The sequence below is a fragment of the Candidatus Nomurabacteria bacterium genome (assembly GCA_023898425.1).
Taxonomy (GTDB): domain Bacteria; phylum Patescibacteriota; class Patescibacteriia; order 2-12-FULL-60-25; family 2-12-FULL-60-25; genus HK-STAS-PATE-2.
In genome coordinates, this window is record CP060222.1 from 121,528 (window position 1) to 139,174 (window position 17,647).

24 protein-coding genes are annotated in these 17,647 nt (G+C 45.5%); 15 read left to right on the forward strand and 9 right to left on the reverse strand.

Annotation, left to right across the window (positions count from 1 at the left end; genetic code table 11):
• Positions 1 to 9: 9 nt before the first annotated feature.
• The 8 genes from H6759_00605 to secE all read right to left on the reverse strand — a co-directional run bounded on the left by H6759_00605 (position 10) and on the right by secE (position 5,613).
• Positions 10 to 240: a hypothetical protein gene (locus H6759_00605; protein USN52570.1), complete on the reverse strand. Its 231-nt coding sequence runs from the start codon at positions 238 to 240 to the stop codon at positions 10 to 12.
• Positions 241 to 450: 210 nt separating this feature from the next.
• Complete coding sequence (locus H6759_00610) at positions 451 to 960, reverse strand: hypothetical protein (GenBank protein USN52571.1); 510 nt, start codon at positions 958 to 960, stop codon at positions 451 to 453.
• 79 nt (positions 961 to 1,039) lie between these two features.
• Positions 1,040 to 2,155 (reverse strand): 2'-deoxycytidine 5'-triphosphate deaminase, encoded by a 1,116-nt coding sequence (locus H6759_00615; protein ID USN52572.1) that lies wholly within the window; start codon positions 2,153 to 2,155, stop codon positions 1,040 to 1,042.
• A 103-nt stretch (positions 2,156 to 2,258) separates the two neighbouring features.
• On the reverse strand, positions 2,259 to 2,948 hold the full coding sequence (gene rplA / locus H6759_00620) for a 50S ribosomal protein L1 (GenBank protein ID USN52573.1): 690 nt from the start codon (positions 2,946 to 2,948) through the stop codon (positions 2,259 to 2,261).
• Positions 2,949 to 3,013: 65 nt separating this feature from the next.
• Positions 3,014 to 4,141, reverse strand: coding sequence for a glycosyltransferase family 4 protein (locus H6759_00625; GenBank protein USN52574.1), 1,128 nt, complete (start codon positions 4,139 to 4,141; stop codon positions 3,014 to 3,016).
• Positions 4,142 to 4,187: 46 nt separating this feature from the next.
• Entirely contained in the window at positions 4,188 to 4,613 is a 426-nt protein-coding gene (gene rplK / locus H6759_00630) for a 50S ribosomal protein L11 (GenBank protein ID USN52575.1), read from the reverse strand.
• 110 nt (positions 4,614 to 4,723) lie between these two features.
• Positions 4,724 to 5,275: a transcription termination/antitermination factor NusG gene (nusG, locus tag H6759_00635; protein ID USN52576.1), complete on the reverse strand. Its 552-nt coding sequence runs from the start codon at positions 5,273 to 5,275 to the stop codon at positions 4,724 to 4,726.
• Positions 5,276 to 5,298: 23 nt separating this feature from the next.
• Positions 5,299 to 5,613 (reverse strand): preprotein translocase subunit SecE, encoded by a 315-nt coding sequence (gene secE / locus H6759_00640; protein ID USN52577.1) that lies wholly within the window; start codon positions 5,611 to 5,613, stop codon positions 5,299 to 5,301.
• A 161-nt stretch (positions 5,614 to 5,774) separates the two neighbouring features.
• On the opposite strand from secE, the gene H6759_00645 reads away from it, so the two are divergent.
• The 4 genes from H6759_00645 (at position 5,775) to H6759_00660 (ending at position 8,803) form a co-directional block, all read left to right on the forward strand.
• Positions 5,775 to 6,428: a phosphoribosyltransferase gene (locus H6759_00645; GenBank protein ID USN52578.1), complete on the forward strand. Its 654-nt coding sequence runs from the start codon at positions 5,775 to 5,777 to the stop codon at positions 6,426 to 6,428.
• Between the two features lie 204 nt (positions 6,429 to 6,632).
• Complete coding sequence (locus tag H6759_00650) at positions 6,633 to 6,914, forward strand: HU family DNA-binding protein (GenBank protein ID USN52579.1); 282 nt, start codon at positions 6,633 to 6,635, stop codon at positions 6,912 to 6,914.
• Between the two features lie 92 nt (positions 6,915 to 7,006).
• Positions 7,007 to 7,837: a hypothetical protein gene (locus tag H6759_00655; GenBank protein ID USN52580.1), complete on the forward strand. Its 831-nt coding sequence runs from the start codon at positions 7,007 to 7,009 to the stop codon at positions 7,835 to 7,837.
• A 366-nt stretch (positions 7,838 to 8,203) separates the two neighbouring features.
• Positions 8,204 to 8,803, forward strand: coding sequence for a TIGR00730 family Rossman fold protein (locus H6759_00660; protein USN53015.1), 600 nt, complete (start codon positions 8,204 to 8,206; stop codon positions 8,801 to 8,803).
• A gap of 45 nt (positions 8,804 to 8,848) precedes the next feature.
• On the opposite strand, the gene rpmB is transcribed toward H6759_00660, so the two are convergent.
• Entirely contained in the window at positions 8,849 to 9,097 is a 249-nt protein-coding gene (gene rpmB / locus H6759_00665) for a 50S ribosomal protein L28 (GenBank protein USN52581.1), read from the reverse strand.
• A 66-nt stretch (positions 9,098 to 9,163) separates the two neighbouring features.
• On the opposite strand from rpmB, the gene H6759_00670 reads away from it, so the two are divergent.
• From H6759_00670 to rplW, 11 genes are all read left to right on the forward strand, one after another.
• On the forward strand, positions 9,164 to 9,808 hold the full coding sequence (locus tag H6759_00670; protein ID USN52582.1) for a site-2 protease family protein: 645 nt from the start codon (positions 9,164 to 9,166) through the stop codon (positions 9,806 to 9,808).
• A 92-nt stretch (positions 9,809 to 9,900) separates the two neighbouring features.
• Complete coding sequence (rpsL, locus tag H6759_00675; GenBank protein ID USN52583.1) at positions 9,901 to 10,329, forward strand: 30S ribosomal protein S12; 429 nt, start codon at positions 9,901 to 9,903, stop codon at positions 10,327 to 10,329.
• Between the two features lie 14 nt (positions 10,330 to 10,343).
• A complete protein-coding gene (rpsG, locus tag H6759_00680; GenBank protein USN52584.1) occupies positions 10,344 to 10,811 on the forward strand; it encodes a 30S ribosomal protein S7 in 468 nt (155 codons plus the stop codon).
• A gap of 115 nt (positions 10,812 to 10,926) precedes the next feature.
• Positions 10,927 to 13,011: an elongation factor G gene (gene fusA / locus H6759_00685; protein USN52585.1), complete on the forward strand. Its 2,085-nt coding sequence runs from the start codon at positions 10,927 to 10,929 to the stop codon at positions 13,009 to 13,011.
• A gap of 81 nt (positions 13,012 to 13,092) precedes the next feature.
• Positions 13,093 to 13,605 (forward strand): hypothetical protein, encoded by a 513-nt coding sequence (locus H6759_00690; GenBank protein USN52586.1) that lies wholly within the window; start codon positions 13,093 to 13,095, stop codon positions 13,603 to 13,605.
• Positions 13,606 to 13,688: 83 nt separating this feature from the next.
• Positions 13,689 to 14,033 carry a hypothetical protein gene (locus tag H6759_00695; protein USN52587.1) on the forward strand — a complete coding sequence of 115 codons (345 nt, stop codon included), beginning with the start codon at positions 13,689 to 13,691 and terminating at the stop codon, positions 14,031 to 14,033.
• 107 nt (positions 14,034 to 14,140) lie between these two features.
• Positions 14,141 to 15,331, forward strand: a complete 1,191-nt coding sequence (tuf, locus tag H6759_00700; protein ID USN52588.1) for an elongation factor Tu — start codon at positions 14,141 to 14,143, stop codon at positions 15,329 to 15,331.
• 99 nt (positions 15,332 to 15,430) lie between these two features.
• Positions 15,431 to 15,766, forward strand: coding sequence for a 30S ribosomal protein S10 (gene rpsJ, locus H6759_00705; protein ID USN52589.1), 336 nt, complete (start codon positions 15,431 to 15,433; stop codon positions 15,764 to 15,766).
• Between the two features lie 217 nt (positions 15,767 to 15,983).
• Positions 15,984 to 16,589: a 50S ribosomal protein L3 gene (gene rplC / locus H6759_00710; GenBank protein USN52590.1), complete on the forward strand. Its 606-nt coding sequence runs from the start codon at positions 15,984 to 15,986 to the stop codon at positions 16,587 to 16,589.
• A gap of 4 nt (positions 16,590 to 16,593) precedes the next feature.
• The gene (gene rplD / locus H6759_00715; GenBank protein USN52591.1) at positions 16,594 to 17,220 is read left to right on the forward strand and encodes a 50S ribosomal protein L4; all 627 of its coding nucleotides are present in this window, start codon (positions 16,594 to 16,596) and stop codon (positions 17,218 to 17,220) included.
• Positions 17,221 to 17,225: 5 nt separating this feature from the next.
• The gene (gene rplW, locus H6759_00720; GenBank protein USN52592.1) at positions 17,226 to 17,645 is read left to right on the forward strand and encodes a 50S ribosomal protein L23; all 420 of its coding nucleotides are present in this window, start codon (positions 17,226 to 17,228) and stop codon (positions 17,643 to 17,645) included.
• Positions 17,646 to 17,647: the final 2 nt, after the last annotated feature.

Genomic DNA, 17,647 nt, shown 5'->3' on the forward strand with positions numbered 1-17,647 from the left:
GAACCAGTCTTAAAAGGCGCGCGGTGAATAGGTCTTGTCTCCGAAGAGATACGTCAGGTCAAAAACACCTGCGTTCCAGATAGACACCGGACCATACTTTGCCGAGGTTTCTTTTGCGAGACCAACCGGATTGAAGATGATGTTGGGAATTCTGGATGCTGACAACACGCGATTGATGACACCTTGTCCTGGTGCAGCATAGTTGGGGGTAAGGACGACAGGAGTCGTTTGCTGATTCACGGGAACCTCTTTGTCTTTTGTTTTGACACATGATGACCTGTTTTTAAGTGCACGAACGTTTATCGTTTGCTTAGAAACATGTCATCGGCGAGGAGTATATCTTGTGAGTATTCGTCCTACAATCAAAATGGCATATTTTTTGTGGATAAATATTTTTCTTCAAAGAAAAAAAAGCAGCAAACATTTTGTTTGCTGCTAGGTCTTATCAAGTCATTTCGCAAATGTACGGAAGATTTTTATCGCTGTGTCGCTTGGCTCGAGATGAGGCTTCGGAAAGCGCTTCGTGGGTCCTTCGATAACAGATTTGTCTCGATAAAACTCACGAGTAGTGAGTCGTTTTGCCATCATTGAGAACCCATGACAGGCGATGTTTGGCAGCAGAGGCGCAGAAGCACGAACGTCTATGCGAATAGTCGTTTCTTTGTCGGCTATTGCCTCAGCTTCATACGATACGCGATAATTGATGCCAAGATCTTTGGTGTCAATTGTTGCTTGCCATCTCGTCTCACTTATTCTTGTTACGGTGTAGTGATAAACGATGGTGCGTTTTAAAAACCTACCATAACACAATGAGTAGACGGCGGTGTATTGATTGTCCTGGTACGAGCAGTGAATGAGCTTCGGGTTAGAGTAGTGACCATGAATTGGTTCAAAATGATCAAAGTCAACGTGATTTTCAAAGAACACCTGAGGTAAGCAGTTGATGACATGAGTTGGCATGATCACATCTCCTTTTCGGACGCGGGTAGCCTAGCACAAAAGAAATAGCCAAGGAATGAGAGTTCCTTGGCTAGATAGCTCAGCTTTCTCGAAAGAATTTTGCGAGCTTAATATCATCTTGAATGCCGTAATTTGAGTTGATGCCCGATCCATACATCGTCTCGGGTTCGCGCAGCATTTTTTCGTAGGCCATAATGCAGATCGGTTGCCCGTCTCGTAGGACGGTAGAGCTGCTATGTACTTCGACTTCAAGTACGGCAACATTGCCCTTGATTGAAGTGTCACCATCCGCACGCCAACCAAAACCAGGATCAAAGAATCCGGCAAAGTGCGTAAAGAGATTACCGATCGTCGCATTGTACTGCACCATTTCCGCTGCGTAGCAGGGTGGGATGCTGATGCGTTCTTTTGTCCCTAGGAGATAGAATTCTCCAGGCTTGAGTACGAGTTCATCGTTGGCTGGCCTGTGAATTGCCTCAAAGTAGTCATTCGGATTCGCACTCTTGAGTTGACTCAGATCCACGGCTCGCCAGTGGTTTTTGGATCGATAGGCGATGATCTCATTTGAGCTCAGATCTACCGTCATCAAAACACCGTCCGGCGTGATGTGATCAGCCCCCGGTAGAGCAGATCCGTCTCGCGCCCGAAGGAGATTGTATTTTGCAAATGCCATCTCATGTTCAATGACGTTAAGTCTTCCGTCGCCATAAAACAGCCGAAGCTGATTGAGACACATCTTTTCAGAAAGAATAATGTCGAAGGATTTCGGTACAACCTCGATCCAGAGATCGCCATGATATCCTTTGGGGATATAATCGTAGCGAGAAACCTTGTCTGCAAGGAGGCGACATCTCGCGTCAACGCGTCCGGTTGAGCTCTTGCTACTAGACGATCCATCAACCGATTCGCGGAGCTTTAGACTAACTGCAAGACGGATCAGATGCACATCATCACGGCGCAACGGTGTGCCTATCGGGATCCGATCTCCGATAGATCCGCGTTTTACGAGGTCACTAATGCTCTCCTGCGGTCGTGGCAAAAAAGATCCACGCATCCGATAGACTTCCTCAATGGAAATAGGTAGATCCATAGAAGACGGTTGCAAATGTTCCTCATTAGCACCGATGATTTCACCGCGCTCAATAAGCTCACGAAGTGTTTGAATGGGGAGGGTGCCATAAGTTGCTCGTGTCACGATACACCTCTTTCAAAGGTTCAAGTCTCATGCATCTAAGCACTTTAGAAAAAACCTCGCAAATCAAAAACCCTCTCACGAATGTAAGAGGGTTTTTATGAATTTACGCGATCTTTGCTGTATCGATTTTGATACCAGGACCCATGGTCGTGGAGATCGTAACAGACTTGAGATAGGTACCTTTTGCAGAAGCTGGCTTAGCCTTTTTAACAGCGTCGAGAAGAGTATTGAAGTTCTCGAGGAGTTCTTTGGTGCCGAGCTCTGTTTTACCAACAGCCTGATGAAGGTTTGCGGTATTGTCGGTTTTGAAAGCGACTTTACCTTTTTTCACATCTTCGATCATTTTCTTGACGTTAGCACCAACGGTATCTGTTTTTGGGTTAGGCATGAGACCGGTTGGACCAAGGATCTTTGCGACCTTAGCAAGCTTAGGCATCATGTCTGGTGTTGCTACTGCAACGTCAAAGTCGATTTTACCGGTACGAGCGAGTTCAGTGATGTATTCTTCGCCAGCGACAATGTCAGCACCTGCTTCTTTTGCGACGGCCTCGTTACCGCCGGAGACAAAAGCGATAACACGTTTTGCTTTACCAATGGAGTGAGGGAAGATGAGGGTTGAGCGAACTTGTTGGTCGCCTTTACGGACATCGATACCGAGATTGATATGAACTTCGACAGAACCAACGAATTTGGTTGTTGAAGATTTTTTAGCGAGTTCAAGGGCTTCTTCTGGTGAGTAGAGCTTGTTCGCATCAATAAGCTTTGCAGCTTCTACGTAGCGTTTGCTTGGCATAGTGGTTCGGACGGCATATAGCCTTCCACGTTAGTTTTTAGTGGCTGGATGGTAGCTTATAATGGTTAATTTGGCAAGGTTAAGAGCTTTTCGTGAGCCTCTAAGGTCTTTTGAAGAGGGAATCGTTCTGTGACGACGCGACGCGCTTGGTGGCCAAAGGCTTCGCGTGAGTCCGGGTCTCTTTCGATGCGTAACATAGCTCTGGCGAGATGTTCTGGGTTATGAGCGTCTACGATGAGTCCGGCGTCAGGCTCTATCATCCAACGCATAGCACCGACATCTGAGACAATGCAGGGGAGTGAAGCTGCCATAGCTTCGAGGAGCGAGATAGGCATCCCTTCTTTGGCGGATGGTAATGCGTAGGCATCAAAAGCTGCGAGATATTGCGAGGCATTTTCTTTGGCGCCGAGCAAGATGAAATACGAATCTGCGCCGGTGGTTTGAATGGCGTTTTCGGTTTCAGTACGCAAAGGTCCATCACCGATAATTGCGACTACTCCGGTGCCGCCGAGTTCACGATAGCGCTTTGTTGCAAGTATGAAATTTGGTACATCTTTGGCAGGATAAAAATTCGCGATTGAACCGAAGATGAAATCTGAGCGACGGAGGCCTAGGGTTTCACGAGCGATTTCACGCGTGAGAAGCTGCGCATCAAAACTCGCGACGTCCACACCATTTGGAATAGAAAGAAGTTGTTGCTTTGGTTGAATGCCTTCACGCTTTGCCGCATCAACATCACCCGGATGCACGCAAACAATAACGTCACGAAACTTTGCGGCGATGCGTTCAGCAAAAATAATCATCGTACGTTTTGTTTTTGACATTGGTTCGAGAAAAGCCCAACCACCAATGCAATACACAATATTTTTTATACCTGAAAAATATCCAGCAAGAGAACCAAGTACACCCATCTTTGAGCTATTAAGATGTATGGCATTAGGTTTGAGTGCTTTGAGTATCTGCGTAAGTTCAATAAGTGCGCGTATATCTTTGTATGGATGGAGCTCGCGTTGCATCCAATGTAATCGATGAAAGGGGATTTGTTCCGCAGTACATTTTTCGACAAGCCACTCACCGTCACCGGCAAGTACATGTACTTCATGACCAGCTCGTTTCAAAAAACGTGCCAAATCAAAAACGAAGACGGTAGCACCGCCCGGAACGGCTCGTGTGATGCAAATGGCAAATTTCATAGATATACAAAGAGCGTGCTTTGAAACACGCTCTTCGTCAAATCTTTTATTCGGAAACGGTGATACCCATGTTGCGTGCTGTGCCCTCGATTTGCTTCATAGCAGATTCGATGGTGGAGCAGTTAAGGTCAGGCATTTTGATTTCGGCAATTTCACGGACTTGTGCTTTGGTGACCTTACCAACTTTGTCGGTGTGAGGCTTACCAGAACCAGAAGTGATATTTGCTGCCTTCATCAAAAGAGCTGATGCAGGTGCCGTTTTGAGAATGAAGTCGTAAGTACGATCTTCATAAAGTGAGATGATTGCTGGTACAACTTCGCCCATACGATCCTGTGTAGCTGCATTAATGCGCTGACAGAACTCGGCGATGTTCATACCGTGCTGACCAAGGGCAGGACCGAGTGGAGGTGCTGGAGTTGCACGGCCACCGATGACCTGGACCTTGATATAGGTCTTTACTTTTTTAGCCATAGTAGTGTTGTTGAAGGGTTATCCAAGTGTCGCCGCAACAAGTGAATAAGGGAGACGGAGCGAGAAGCGTGCCGTGCGGGCGGCCTCTCCGGTCCCAAAAGTGAATTGGTTTATATCTTTTTCATCTGGGAGAAGTCAAGTTCGAGCGGTGTTTCACGTCCAAACATGCTTACCAAGACTTTGGCTTTGCCACGAGTAGCATCAATCTCATTGATCTTGCCTTCGAAGCCTTTAAATGGTCCATCGCCAATTTTGACAGCCATCCCTACCTGAAGATCAATGGTTACTTCTGGTTCAGCAGTGGTTGCCTCAGCACGTTTTAAGAGTGCATCGACTTCAGCTTGTGAAAGTGGTGACGGGGTATTACCCATACCAATAAAGCCAGTGACATTAGGTGTATTACGCACAACGTACCAAGAATCATCGGTGACGTTCATTTCTACGAGTACGTAACCCGGAAAAACTTTTTCTTCGACAACGCGACGTTTGCCGTTTTTAATTTTTACCTTTTTTTCTTTTGGAACAATGATATTAAAGATGAAGTCTTTCATGCCAAGCGCTTCGATGCGCTGCATGAGGCTTTCGGCGACATTCTCTTCATATCCTGAGTAGGTATGGACGGCGTACCATCGTCGTCCATAGGAGGCGGTTTGTTTTGCCATAGTTGTTTAGAAAAAAAAGTGCGTTAGTTGTTAGGTGTGCCTTCTGTAACGGGTTCTGTCGTTACATCTACGTTGTCTACCTTTAGATTTTCAACAGGAATTTCTGTTGTTTGTGTTTGTGGTGCCTGACTTGAGATACCACGTTTCTCAAGAATAAGATCTGTTACCTTAGTAAGACCAAAGTCGATAGAGGCAAAAAAAAGAGCGGTGCCTACAGCGATAAGAATTACTAATACAGAATAACGAATAACCTCTTTTTGTGTTGGCCAGGTGACTTTTGCAAGCTCAGCTCTTGAGGCAGAAAAGTAGTTCAAAATTGGGCGGATAGGGTTTTTCATAAAGCGTGTTTTTTAAAAGCCCGCACAGGGCGGACCGATGGCTACAGGATAGCAAAAAGCGGGGAGTTTGTCCAATATTAGATCTATAAAGACATTGCTAGGTTATTTATTAGGTATTAAGGTAATCCTTGTTACGTTCTTTCCAACAAAAGGGGATAGCTATGGGTGCCAAAGAATATATTCAAATCTTAGAACATCTAGGCGGCCTGATTCGCGAGAGCCATGTTGTCTATGCTTCTGGATTGCATGGTGACGCCTATATCAACAAAGACGCTTTGTACCCACATACGAACTATACAAAATGGTTTTGCGATGGTCTGGCGAAGGGGTTTGCCGACGAGTCGGTTGATGTTGTGGTCGGGCCAGAGCTCGGAGGAATCATTCTTTCACAACACGTAGCGCATCACCTTACTAATATGGCGGGGCGTGATATTTTATCACTCTACGCAGAAAAGCTTCGGGATGGAACCAAAGGATTCCATTTCAATCGCGGATATGACGCTTTTATTCGTGATAGTAATGTCCTCATCGTTGAGGATGTACTTACAACTGGCGGTAGCGTTCGTAAGGTTGTAGAGGCTGTACGCGCTTGTGGGGGAGTAGTGACAGGGGTCGCAGCGCTTTGTAATCGAGGCAACGTAACGTGTGAACAACTTGGTGGTGTGCCAAGACTTCATTCATTATTTGACCTTGAAATGAACAGTTATACCGAAGAAGAGTGTCCGCTCTGTGCAACAGGTATCCCGATCCGTACAGATATTGGAAAGGGTGCGAGCTATCTCAAAAAGTTGAGATTTCACGCAAAGACAGAATAATCACCAGCTATTTCTGAAAAACACCACGAAGGCTATCGTGGTGTTTTCATTTTGTGGACGTGTTTCGTGGAGGTGGTTGACGTATTGCTGAGACTACCCTTGACAATATCCCCAGTTTTCTTGCGTATTCTGAACGTTGCGTTCATAATGTCCTTACAAACCCGACTTTTTCTTAATCATAACCTCGGGTTAACGCATCGCCCTATGGCAAAAATGACAAAATCCCAGATCATGTCCGAGCTTGCTGCTAAGACTGGTCTCAGCAAGAAAGACACGACAATGTTTGTAGAAACACTTGTAGACATGGCTTTGACTCAAGTAAAGAAGAACGGTGAATTTGTTCTTCCAGGCATTGGTAAGCTCGTTAAAGTAAAACGCCCTGCTCGTGTAGGTCGCAACCCAGCAACAGGTGAATCCATCAAGATCCCTGCAAAAACGGTAGTGAAGTTCCGCGTAGCAAAGGCTGCAAAGGACGCTGTTCTCTAAGAGAATTGCATCACAAAAGACCCCTTAAAAAGGGGTCTTTTGCTTGACAAAATATTATAGTCTGCTACAAATCAATTACGAAGGAGGTCACCATGGAAGCGCCGTTAAAGACGCGTGCCGTGAAGCCTCTGTTCGGAGGTCTCACGCGTGCAAAAGTACATGTCATGCGTTATGAGCTTGGCGGAAGGTATGGATCGATTTTTTTCCGGCTACTCTATTGGGCGCAGTTTTCGCACCAAGAAGGGTGGGTGGTAAAGCTATACGATGATAACGGAAGTCTCTTGTTAGAGGCGAATGGGTTCGAGGCAGGGTCGACAGAGTCACAAGCTCTAGAAAATGCCATTCAGCGCTTTATTAAGCTGCGAGATGCTCCCTATCTACTCATCCGTGATTTATTGGGGCAAAAGCAGTTTGCGAGTGACGATAAGCCTCCTTTTGAAGTGTACCGACTTCCTATGGAGTTACATCAAGAAGATGTTACTACAAAACAAAAGTCCAGACACAAAAAGAAGTCTGTCACAAGCAAGAATCACAAGGTGCCGCATAGTCCGCGGATAAAGCTTTCGTCCTTGATAAAGTTACGGCCAGCAGAGCTGGTAGGACTCCTATCAGAATTACGCGTCATTGATCTTTTTGATCGGTCGGTCTGGTCCGTCGGTGAGAGGCCAGCTTGGTTTCATTCTATAACGAGCAGCACTCAATACGAGGACTTTCAAGAAGGTATTGATCTTTGGGTACACTGCAATGACGGAGCCCCGCCAATACCGATACAAGTGAAGAGCTCAGGAACGGGCGCAATGTACGCGAACACCAAGGTACCTATTATCGTGGCTGGGCAAAACTACACAGATCAGTTTATCTATAAGCAACTGATACATGAATGTGATTTGCATAGATCGCATTATCTAGAATGCGTTTCATGAGGCCGATGTCATACGTCGGCTTTTTTCTATGGTATAATCCTATTTATCATTATGCCAAAGTCATTAAAAAATCCGTTTGCACTTTCAAAGAAAGCAACAAAAAAAACAACAAACAATAAAGCTACCGCAAAGCGTGTAAGTAAGTCTTCTCGCAGAACAAAAGCACAAAAAGAGCTTAGTGTATCAAAAAAGAGTGATCATATTTTGCAACAGGCGGCACTTTCTCCTCAATGGCAACCAAGTTGGACGGGACAATCCTTTGCAGCAGAACGTTTTAAACACTGGGTTGTTGGTAACAATAATACTTGTGTACCTGCTGCAAATGATGATTTTACCGGTGATGTACAATGGAAGATTTTTAAAATTATGGCAGAGTTTGTCGAAGGATTTGAATTTCTTTCACGACTCCATCAAGAAGTTTCTGTTTTTGGTAGTGCGCGTTGCAGTCATAAAGATCCTTACTATGCCGTCGCAAGAAAGATCGGATCATTATGTGCAAAACACGGTTATACGATGGTTACAGGTGGCGGTCCTGGTATGATGGAGGCGGCAAATCGAGGGGCTTTTGAAGCAAAGGGTGAGTCGATCGGACTAACCATCCAATTACCGATGGAGCAACGAACAAATAAGTACGTTAAGCGCTCGGTGGATTTTCATTACTTCTTTACACGTAAAGTTATGTTGAGCGCTTCTGCTCAAGCATATGTCTTTATGCCTGGTGGGTTTGGTACATTAGATGAGCTCTTTGAGATTGTTACCTTGATTCAAACCGGTAAAATGTCTGATGGTGTTCCTGTGATTCTTGTTGGTAAAGAGTTTTGGAAGCCTTTATTGGGTTGGATTAAGAAGCGAGTATTGGATGCACATGGTTATATTGCTAAGGGTGATCTAGATATTTTTCATCTCGTTGAAACGGCAGAAGAAGCTTTTGAGATTATTAAAACCACGCGCGAACGTTCGCTTTAAACAAAAAACCCTCCAGTATACTGGAGGGTTTTTTGTTTATTTGGCTTACACCTTTGCAGCAAGAGCAGCTTTCTTTGCGGCCTTCTTTTGGCGTTTGGTTGGGATTTCTCCGTGAGCCTTTGCAACGATGCGTTTAATTGTACGCAAGGTGCTTGTAGCAATGCGAACACGCTGACCGTTGATGCGAACGGTTTGGAGATTTACCTTTTGTGTACGGCGAGTAGCAACGTTGGAGTGACTGCGGGAGTTCACTGCTTGTGGGCCTTTGCCGGTAATAGCGCAAATACGTGACATATGGGCCGGATCTTAGCCAAAACGTTTCAGTTTGGCAAGAGGGCGAACGCATGAGAGAATACCTTCATGAGTTTTTTAACAATCGCCTTTGAGCAACCACTGCTTTTTATTGTGCTTTTAGCGGGTTTTTTGCTTGCCCTCTCCTTTCATGAGATGTCTCATGCTTGGGTGGGGAGCTTGCTTGGGGATAAAACCGCCGAAGAACAGGGGAGACTTACGATCAATCCATTATCACATATTGACCCTGTTGGGCTCCTATTGCTTATTGTTGCAGGTTTTGGTTATGCAAAACCCGTACCCTACAATCCCTACAGACTAAGAGATCCTAAATGGGGGCCAGTACTTATAGCATTAGCAGGACCTATAAGTAATTTATTATTGGGAATTATCGCTATTATTAGCTACGCACTCCTTTATACAAAGCTTGGGCCGAATAACTTACTTATTGTCGCCTTGTGGTTTTTGGCCAAGGTCAATATCGTTCTTGCATTGTTTAATCTCGTGCCACTCCCGCCTTTAGATGGGTCTAAGGTCTTGATGCATGCTCTCGATCGTCCACAGACGAGGGGAGCTCACACATGGCTGGCGCAAAACGGCTCCTATCTATTGTTGATTGCAATCATTTTGAGTATTTCCGGTATTTTACCAGTTTTTGACTGGATAACGGTACTTTCTGACGTTATTTTTACTGCGATCTTGAGCTTGTTCTGATATATCCCGACAAAAACCTTGACGACTGCCAAGAAAGGCGCTAGATTACGCGCACATTTTCGTCTTTTTATACGGACGAACCAATATCCGACATGCCTACAGTAAACCAGCTGATCCGCCGCCCTCGAAAGGCTGTGAAGATCAAGTCCAAGAGTCCAGCGCTTCAGTACGCTATGGACACGCTTCACCGTAAGCGCACCGAACTCCGCAAGGGTTCTGGTTTTAAGCGCGGTGTTTGCACTAAGGTCACCACCATGACACCAAAAAAGCCTAACTCAGCTATTCGTAAGATTGCGCGTATTCGCCTTTCTAATGGTACTGAAGTTACTGCTTATATCCCTGGTGAAGGCCACAACCTTCAAGAGCACTCTATCGTGATGATTCGCGGTGGCCGTGTAAAAGATCTTCCTGGTGTTCGTTATCATATCGTTCGCGGTGTATACGATACTCAAGGTGTCGCTAATCGTCGTCGCAGCCGTTCACTTTACGGTGCACGTCGCCCTAAAGAAACAGCTAAGTAATTATTACTTGAACTATGCGAGGTAAAAAAGCTCCAAAGCGCGAAGTCGCTGCAGACCCGAAGTTCTCCAACCAAACGGTTGCGAAGCTCATCAACTACGTGATGTACTCGGGTAAAAAATCTATCGCTCAAGGTATCGTCTACGACGCCTTCGAAGAGATCGAAGAAAAAACAAAAAAACCAGCTATGGAAGTCTTCGAAGAAGCAATGAAAAATGTTTCTCCGCTCCTCGAGGTTAAATCCAAGCGTGTTGGTGGTGCAAACTACCAAGTACCACTCCAGGTACGTGCAGAACGTCGTGTTCAGCTCGCGTTCCGCTGGATCCTTGCTGCCGCTCGCGGTCGTAAAGGTAAGGCAATGTCCGAAAAGCTCGCCTTCGAAATCATGGAAGCCGCTCAAAATCAGGGCGACGCCGTTAAGAAGAAGCTTGACGTACAGCGCATGGCCGAAGCAAACCGCGCCTTCGCTCATTTCGCGAAATAGCACATCACCCGTGGATCGCGGAGGGCTGAATAGGCTCCCTGTGGTCCACGGTTTTGTATAAAAACAATCTCTCGTTTACTTACACACTCAAATTTATTTCACTTATCTAACGAATATGCCTCGCGAATTCTCACTCAAAGATACCCGTAACTTTGGTATCATCGCTCACATTGATGCTGGTAAAACAACCGTTTCAGAACGTGTGCTTTTTTATACTGGTCGCAAACACAAAATCGGTGAAGTTCACGAAGGTGAAGCAACCATGGACTGGATGGAACAAGAACAGGAGCGTGGTATTACAATTACGGCTGCTGCTACCACTTGTTTTTGGAAGGGTACTCGCATGAACCTTATTGATACTCCAGGACACGTTGACTTTACTATTGAGGTTCAGCGCTCTCTTCGCGTACTCGATGGTGCTGTTACGGTTTTTGATGGTGTTGCAGGTGTAGAGCCTCAGTCTGAAACGGTTTGGCGTCAGGCAGATAAGCACAATGTTCCTCGTATTTGTTTTGTTAACAAGCTTGATCGTACGGGTGCTGATTTTTACGCAGATGTAAAATCCATTCACGACAAGCTCACAAAGCGTGCTTACCCGATTCAATTACCAATTGGTACAGAAGGTAACTTCAATGCGATCATCGATCTTATCGACATGAAGGCAGAATTCTACCTCGATGAAATGGGTCAAAAAATTGAACAACGCGAAATCCCTGCTGAATATCTTGAAAAGGCAAAAGAATATCGCGCATCTCTCGTAGAAGCAATTGCAGAAACAGACGAAGCGCTCATGAATAAGTATCTCGCTGGTGAAGAGCTTACGGTTGATGAGCTTAAGTCAGGTCTTCGCAAAGCAACGATCACAAACCAAATCTACCCTGTGCTTTGTGGTTCAGCGCTTAAAAACAAAGGCGTGCAATTCTTGCTTGATGCTATTATTGCTTACCTCCCATCTCCACTTGATGTTCCTCCTACAAAGGCAAGTAATATCGACGATGAATCAATCGCGATTGATATCCACCCATCTGACGATGAGCCATTTGCTGCGCTTGCGTTTAAGGTGATGACGGATCCATTTGTTGGTAAATTGATTTTCTTCCGTGTGTACTCAGGTAAGCTTTCATCTGGTTCATATGTTATTAACGCAAAGACAGGTGAGCGCGAACGTATTTCACGTATTGTTCGTATGCACTCCAATGAGCGCGAAGAAGTCAGCGAGGTGTATGCAGGTGATATTGCTGCGGCCGTAGGTCTTCGATCAACATTTACGGGTGACACTCTTTACGAAGAAAGTCGTCCTCTTGTTCTCGAATCCATCGTGATTCCTGAGCCTGTTATCTCGATTGCTATTGAGCCAAAAACAAAAGGTGATCAAGAAAAAATGGGTGTTGCGCTTTCAAAACTTGCTGAAGAAGATCCTTCTTTCCGCGTACGTACAGACGAAGAAACACTTCAAACCATTATCATGGGTATGGGTGAGCTTCATCTTGAAATCATTGTTGATCGTATGAAGCGTGAGTTTAAGGTTGATGCAACCGTTGGTGCTCCACAGGTTTCATATCGTGAAGCAATCCGTACAGCTGTTAAAAACATCGAAGGTAAATACGTTCGTCAATCGGGTGGTCGTGGTCAATATGGTCACTGTGTGATCAACCTTGAACCAAATGAACCAGGTAAGGGCTACGAATTTATCGAAGAAATCAAAGGTGGTGCTATCCCACGTGAATTTATTCAGCCAATCAACAAAGGTATTTCAGAAGCTGTGCAACGTGGTGTTATCGCAGGATATCCTGTACTTGATGTAAAAGTCACCCTCGTTGATGGTTCATACCATGATGTGGATTCATCTGAAGCAGCCTTTAAAGTTGCGGGTTCACTCGCGTTTCAAGAAGCGGCAAAACAAGCAGGTGCTTACTTGCTTGAGCCGGTGATGAAGGTTGAGGTAACAACACCAGAACAATACATGGGTGATGTTATCGGTGACTTGAACGCAAAGCGTGGTCAAATCCAAGACATGGAAGAACGCGCAGGTGTTCGTATCGTCAACGCGCTTGTACCGCTTTCAGAAATGTTTAGCTATACAACAAATCTTCGTTCGATGTCACAAGGTCGTGCAAGTTTCTCGATGGAATTTAGCCACTATGGCGAAGTTCCAAGTAACGTTGCAAAAACGATCGTTGAAGGTCGTTCAAAGAAGTAAAAACAAATTGAAACACCCTCTCATCAGAACGATGAGAGGGTGTTTTGTAATGTATTGTGTCGAGTTGCGTTAGAAGGGTATATGATACAAAAAAATTGGAGAATCATTGCACTCGTCTTGTTGGTCGCTGCTATTATTGGCATATTTAGAATTTCGGATTCGTTGATATATCTACCGATAGGATTATTAACGCTCGCGATACTTGGCTTAAAAGAGTATAAACAAGCTCACTTTGGTTATCTTCTAGGGTCTATATTGATTGCGCCTATAAGCTTGTTACTGCCAGTTCTATTAGCGTCTGTCCCAGTGGTTATTAATTCAAGGATAGATATTGTCTTATACTGGTGGGTTATTTGGTTTATTTATGCTATTGGGATGAGAAGGTATTTTATTGACTGGATTCGACCAGAGCTAAGAATATGGAGCGTATGTTTATCTGGTGGAATACTTGCATTGATTTGGATCAAGGGTGTGCCCCTGCCTCTCATGCAACGTGAAGCTTTTCTTGACCTTCTATTTATTCCTGGGTGTATTTTAGTTGGTGTGCCGTTTTTAACATGGGCGTACAAAGCAGTATTAACACGTATTAAATAATTAGTTATACCAAGCCATGGGAGGGTCGTTGAGCTTCTCTTGGTGGGTTCGCATCAGCAATCATCTCTGCTAGGATCTCTACTATGGAATGGAAACGCATCGAGAATGTCATCCGTCGCACAAAATTGCCGATGATTGTGACGGAGGGAGTAGAAGAGCCGTTGATTATCATGCCCCTCACCGCCTACGAAAAACTAATAATAAAAGATGAAATTAATACAGAGGTAGAGGGCGCTAAGCCTGAAGCGGTCGAAGCGATAGGGGATGAGACATTCTTATTGCCCGATATGAACGAACAAAAAGAATCTGTTATACTCGAAGAGGTGGCATCACCAGCCATGCCTTTTACCGGCTTTTTGCGAGAGGATCAGGGTCAAAATTTTGCTCAAATTAGCGATTTTTCAGCCTCTGAACGCCTGATGTTTTAAATTTAGGGCTAACTCTTGCGTCTTTTTGGCCTTTTTGGTACTATCTGGCCACTCGCTTTTCTATAGCGAACTTTAATCATCTTTGGCGATTATTTTTCCATAACACTATGGCGGACAAGTTCAACCGTTCTAAACCGCACGTCAACATTGGTACTATTGGCCACGTTGACCACGGTAAGACAACAACAACCGCAGCTATCCTCACCGTTCTCGGTGCGCATGGCATGACGGCTCAAACAAAAGGGATCGATGATCTCGATAAAGCACCTGAATCTAAATCACGTGGTATTACGATTGCAACGGCTCATACTGAGTATGAATCCGACAAGCGTCACTATGCTCACGTTGACTGTCCAGGACACGCTGATTATATCAAGAACATGATTACGGGTGCCGCTCAAATGGACGGTGCTATCTTGGTTGTGTCCGCAACTGATGGTCCTATGCCTCAGACTCGCGAGCACATTCTTCTTGCACGTCAGGTTGGTGTTCCTTCCATGGTTGTATTCCTTAACAAGGTAGACATGGTTGAAGACGCTGAACTTGTTGATCTCGTTGAAGAAGAAGTTCGTGAACTTCTTACAAAATACGAATTTGACGGTGCGAATACGCCTGTTATTCGTGGTTCAGCTCTTAAAGCTCTTCAGAATCCAAAAGACGAAGCAGCTGCAAAGCCAATCCTCGATCTTATCAAGGCTTGTGATGAATGGATCCCAGAACCTGTTCGTGAAACAGACAAACCATTCTTGATGCCTGTTGAAGACGTCTTCACTATCGAAGGTCGCGGTACTGTTGTTACTGGTCGTATCGAACGCGGTATGGTCAAAATCAACGAAGCTGTAGAAATTGTCGGTCTTGGTGAAACTCGTCCAACGACGGTTACCGGTATCGAAATGTTCAACAAGCAACTCGACGAAGGTTTGGCTGGTGATAATGCTGGTCTCCTTCTCCGCGGTGTAAAGAAAGAAGATATTGAACGTGGTATGGTTCTTGCTAAACCAGGTTCAATCACTCCACACTCTGAATTTGAAGCCGAAGTTTACGCGCTTACAAAAGAAGAAGGTGGTCGCCACAAGCCATTCGTTACTGGTTACAAACCACAGTTCTACATTCGTACAACTGATGTAACGGGTGAAGTTACTCTCAATGCTGATGTAGCCATGGTTCAACCTGGTGACACAGTAAAGATGACGGTTAAGTTGATCATCCCAGTTGCTATCGAAGACAAGATGCGTTTCTCCATCCGCGAAGGTGGTCGCACGGTCGGTGCTGGTGTTGTTCTCAAGATCATCAAATAATCCAATAGCGAGAGGAGGTTTCCTCCTCTCCGTTTGGTTTCTGAGTTCTCTCAGTAATCAAACGGAGATGAGGAATGCCATGGCCTCCCTCAAAACCACATGACTGAAGCAAAAGCAAAAGCTCCTACAGCAGGAAATCGCGTGCGTATCAAAATTCGCGCCTACGACCATAAAATTATCGACCAAGCAACTCGCACGATCATTGAGACGGCGGAGCGCTCTGGCGCTAAAGTTATCGGTCCGATTCCTTTGCCTACAGAGAAAAAGAAGTGGACGGTTAACCGTTCTACCTTCGTCCATAAGAATGCTCGTGAGCAATTCGAGATGCGTATTCATAAGCGCGTCGTGGACATCGTTGACCCAAGTGCGAAGACAATCGATGCTCTAACATCGTTAACTCTTCCAGCTGGTGTCGACGTTGAGATCAAGATGTAAATCTTGTCTCATTCTACAAACGTTTCCCAAGGAGAAAGCTCCCCCGAATCAGCAAGCTACTTGTAGCTTTGCCGGGTGGATAACCTCCCTGCAGCGAATCGCACATCCGTGAACCGGTTCCGTACGCAATTTTGCGCCCGGGGTTTGGGGACGATGTCGAAAATCGCCCGCAGACCCCGGGATTTTTTTCATTCATATTTAGCGACCAATCCGAACTATGAAAAAGTTCATTATCGGCGAAAAGATCGAGATGTCGCAGGTCTACCGCGAAGACGGAACGGTAGTTCCGGTGACGCTCATCAAGGCCGGCCCATGTGTCGTGACGCAAGTCAAGACAGCAGAAAAAGATCATGTTTCGTCAGTGCAACTCGGTTTTAAAGAGGCTAAGCGTCTTAATAAGCCAGAAGCAGGACATCTTAAGGACCTTCCATCCCTCTCAGTGCTACGCGACTTCCGTGTCGATGGCGAATCAACATTAAAGCGTGGTGACACGCTCGATGCTTCAACCTTTGCTATCGGTGACGTTGTACACGTTGTCGGTACGTCAAAAGGTCGTGGTTTTGCCGGTGTTGTAAAGCGTCATGGCTTTAGCGGTTCCCCAGCTTCTCACGGTCATAAGGATCAACTCCGTATGCCTGGTTCAAGTGGTGCTGGTGGTCCACAACACGTTTTTAAAGGACACCGTATGGGTGGTCACATGGGCGATGCACGCGTAACGGTACAGAACTTAGTCGTTGTTGAGATCCGCGAAGGCGGTATCATCGCGGTGAAAGGCGCTGTCCCTGGTGCACGTCACTCAATCGTTGAAATCATTGCTGCGTAATCGTATGGCTACAATCTCTATCTACAACCAAGAAGGTAAAGTTGTCGGCGATCTCGCACTCAATGACAAAATCTTCGGTGTAAAATCAAACCCAGCGCTTGTACACGAAGCCGTTATCGCACAACGCGCTAACGCACGTCGTTCAATCGCAAACACAAAAAATCGCGGAGAAGTCCGTGGTGGTGGTAAAAAGCCTTGGAAGCAAAAAGGTACCGGTCGCGCTCGTCAGGGTTCGATCCGCTCTCCTCAGTGGATTGGCGGTGGTATCGTATTTGGTCCACGCTCAGAACGTAATTTTGAACTTAAAATCAATCGTAAAGCAAAGCAGAAAGCGCTTTTCATGGCACTCTCTGACAAGCTTACAAACAAGCAACTTCTTGTTATCGAATCAGTGAATACTGAAGCAGCAAAAACAAAAATTCTTGCTGAGATGATTAAGAAGCTCCCAGTAGGTCGTACGGTCCTCTTGGTAACTCCTAAGGCAGATGAATCGCTCATGCGTATGGTTCGCAATCTTCCTTCGGTAAAGCTTGTCTCTTCTAACTCTGTTAACTTGGTCGATGTTCTCGGTTACAAGTCGGTAGCTTTCTTAAAGGACGCTGTCACTTCGTTCGAGAAACTCTACGCCTAAATTCTATGGCTATCCTCGATAAAATCCGTAAGCCTAAGGCTGCGGTTACAACCGAAGACACCAAAGCAAAGCGTGCTCCGGCCAAGAAAGCAAAGTCTGCTGACGAAGGTGCTGTGGCATCAAAGGCTACACAGGGCAATGCGCTCTCAAGTCGTTTGTTGCGCGCTCCACGCGTGAGCGAAAAGGCTGCGCGTCTCGCAGAAAAGGGGACCTACGTATTCGAAGTCGCGCAAGATGCAGAGAAAATCTCTATCAAGCGCGCTGTTGAATCCCTCTATGGTATCAAAGTCGCATCGGTACGCATTATCAATGTTGGTGGTAAGCCTGTTAAAAAAGGCCGCCGTGTAAGCTATCGATCCGATCTCAAAAAAGCTCTTGTGACTGTAAAGCCTGGTCAGAAGATTGATCTCTACGAAGGCGTCTAATC

What these genes read in the sequence shown, in the direction of transcription:
- tuf (USN52588.1), top strand. Translation starts at nt 14,141, where the DNA reads ATGGCGGACAAGTTCAACCGTTCTAAACCGCACGTCAACATTGGTACT.
- H6759_00610 (USN52571.1), bottom strand. Translation starts at nt 960, where the DNA reads ATGCCAACTCATGTCATCAACTGCTTACCTCAGGTGTTCTTTGAAAAT.
- secE (USN52577.1), bottom strand. Translation starts at nt 5,613, where the DNA reads ATGAAAAACCCTATCCGCCCAATTTTGAACTACTTTTCTGCCTCAAGA.
- rpsG (USN52584.1), top strand. Translation starts at nt 10,344, where the DNA reads ATGCGAGGTAAAAAAGCTCCAAAGCGCGAAGTCGCTGCAGACCCGAAG.
- rplW (USN52592.1), top strand. Translation starts at nt 17,226, where the DNA reads ATGGCTATCCTCGATAAAATCCGTAAGCCTAAGGCTGCGGTTACAACC.
- rpsL (USN52583.1), top strand. Translation starts at nt 9,901, where the DNA reads ATGCCTACAGTAAACCAGCTGATCCGCCGCCCTCGAAAGGCTGTGAAG.
- rplD (USN52591.1), top strand. Translation starts at nt 16,594, where the DNA reads ATGGCTACAATCTCTATCTACAACCAAGAAGGTAAAGTTGTCGGCGAT.
- H6759_00645 (USN52578.1), top strand. Translation starts at nt 5,775, where the DNA reads ATGGGTGCCAAAGAATATATTCAAATCTTAGAACATCTAGGCGGCCTG.
- rpsJ (USN52589.1), top strand. Translation starts at nt 15,431, where the DNA reads ATGACTGAAGCAAAAGCAAAAGCTCCTACAGCAGGAAATCGCGTGCGT.
- H6759_00670 (USN52582.1), top strand. Translation starts at nt 9,164, where the DNA reads ATGAGTTTTTTAACAATCGCCTTTGAGCAACCACTGCTTTTTATTGTG.
- rpmB (USN52581.1), bottom strand. Translation starts at nt 9,097, where the DNA reads ATGTCACGTATTTGCGCTATTACCGGCAAAGGCCCACAAGCAGTGAAC.
- H6759_00655 (USN52580.1), top strand. Translation starts at nt 7,007, where the DNA reads ATGGAAGCGCCGTTAAAGACGCGTGCCGTGAAGCCTCTGTTCGGAGGT.
- H6759_00650 (USN52579.1), top strand. Translation starts at nt 6,633, where the DNA reads ATGGCAAAAATGACAAAATCCCAGATCATGTCCGAGCTTGCTGCTAAG.
- H6759_00695 (USN52587.1), top strand. Translation starts at nt 13,689, where the DNA reads ATGGAATGGAAACGCATCGAGAATGTCATCCGTCGCACAAAATTGCCG.
- H6759_00690 (USN52586.1), top strand. Translation starts at nt 13,093, where the DNA reads ATGATACAAAAAAATTGGAGAATCATTGCACTCGTCTTGTTGGTCGCT.
- rplA (USN52573.1), bottom strand. Translation starts at nt 2,948, where the DNA reads ATGCCAAGCAAACGCTACGTAGAAGCTGCAAAGCTTATTGATGCGAAC.
- H6759_00660 (USN53015.1), top strand. Translation starts at nt 8,204, where the DNA reads ATGGCAGAGTTTGTCGAAGGATTTGAATTTCTTTCACGACTCCATCAA.
- rplC (USN52590.1), top strand. Translation starts at nt 15,984, where the DNA reads ATGAAAAAGTTCATTATCGGCGAAAAGATCGAGATGTCGCAGGTCTAC.
- rplK (USN52575.1), bottom strand. Translation starts at nt 4,613, where the DNA reads ATGGCTAAAAAAGTAAAGACCTATATCAAGGTCCAGGTCATCGGTGGC.
- fusA (USN52585.1), top strand. Translation starts at nt 10,927, where the DNA reads ATGCCTCGCGAATTCTCACTCAAAGATACCCGTAACTTTGGTATCATC.
- H6759_00625 (USN52574.1), bottom strand. Translation starts at nt 4,141, where the DNA reads ATGAAATTTGCCATTTGCATCACACGAGCCGTTCCGGGCGGTGCTACC.
- nusG (USN52576.1), bottom strand. Translation starts at nt 5,275, where the DNA reads ATGGCAAAACAAACCGCCTCCTATGGACGACGATGGTACGCCGTCCAT.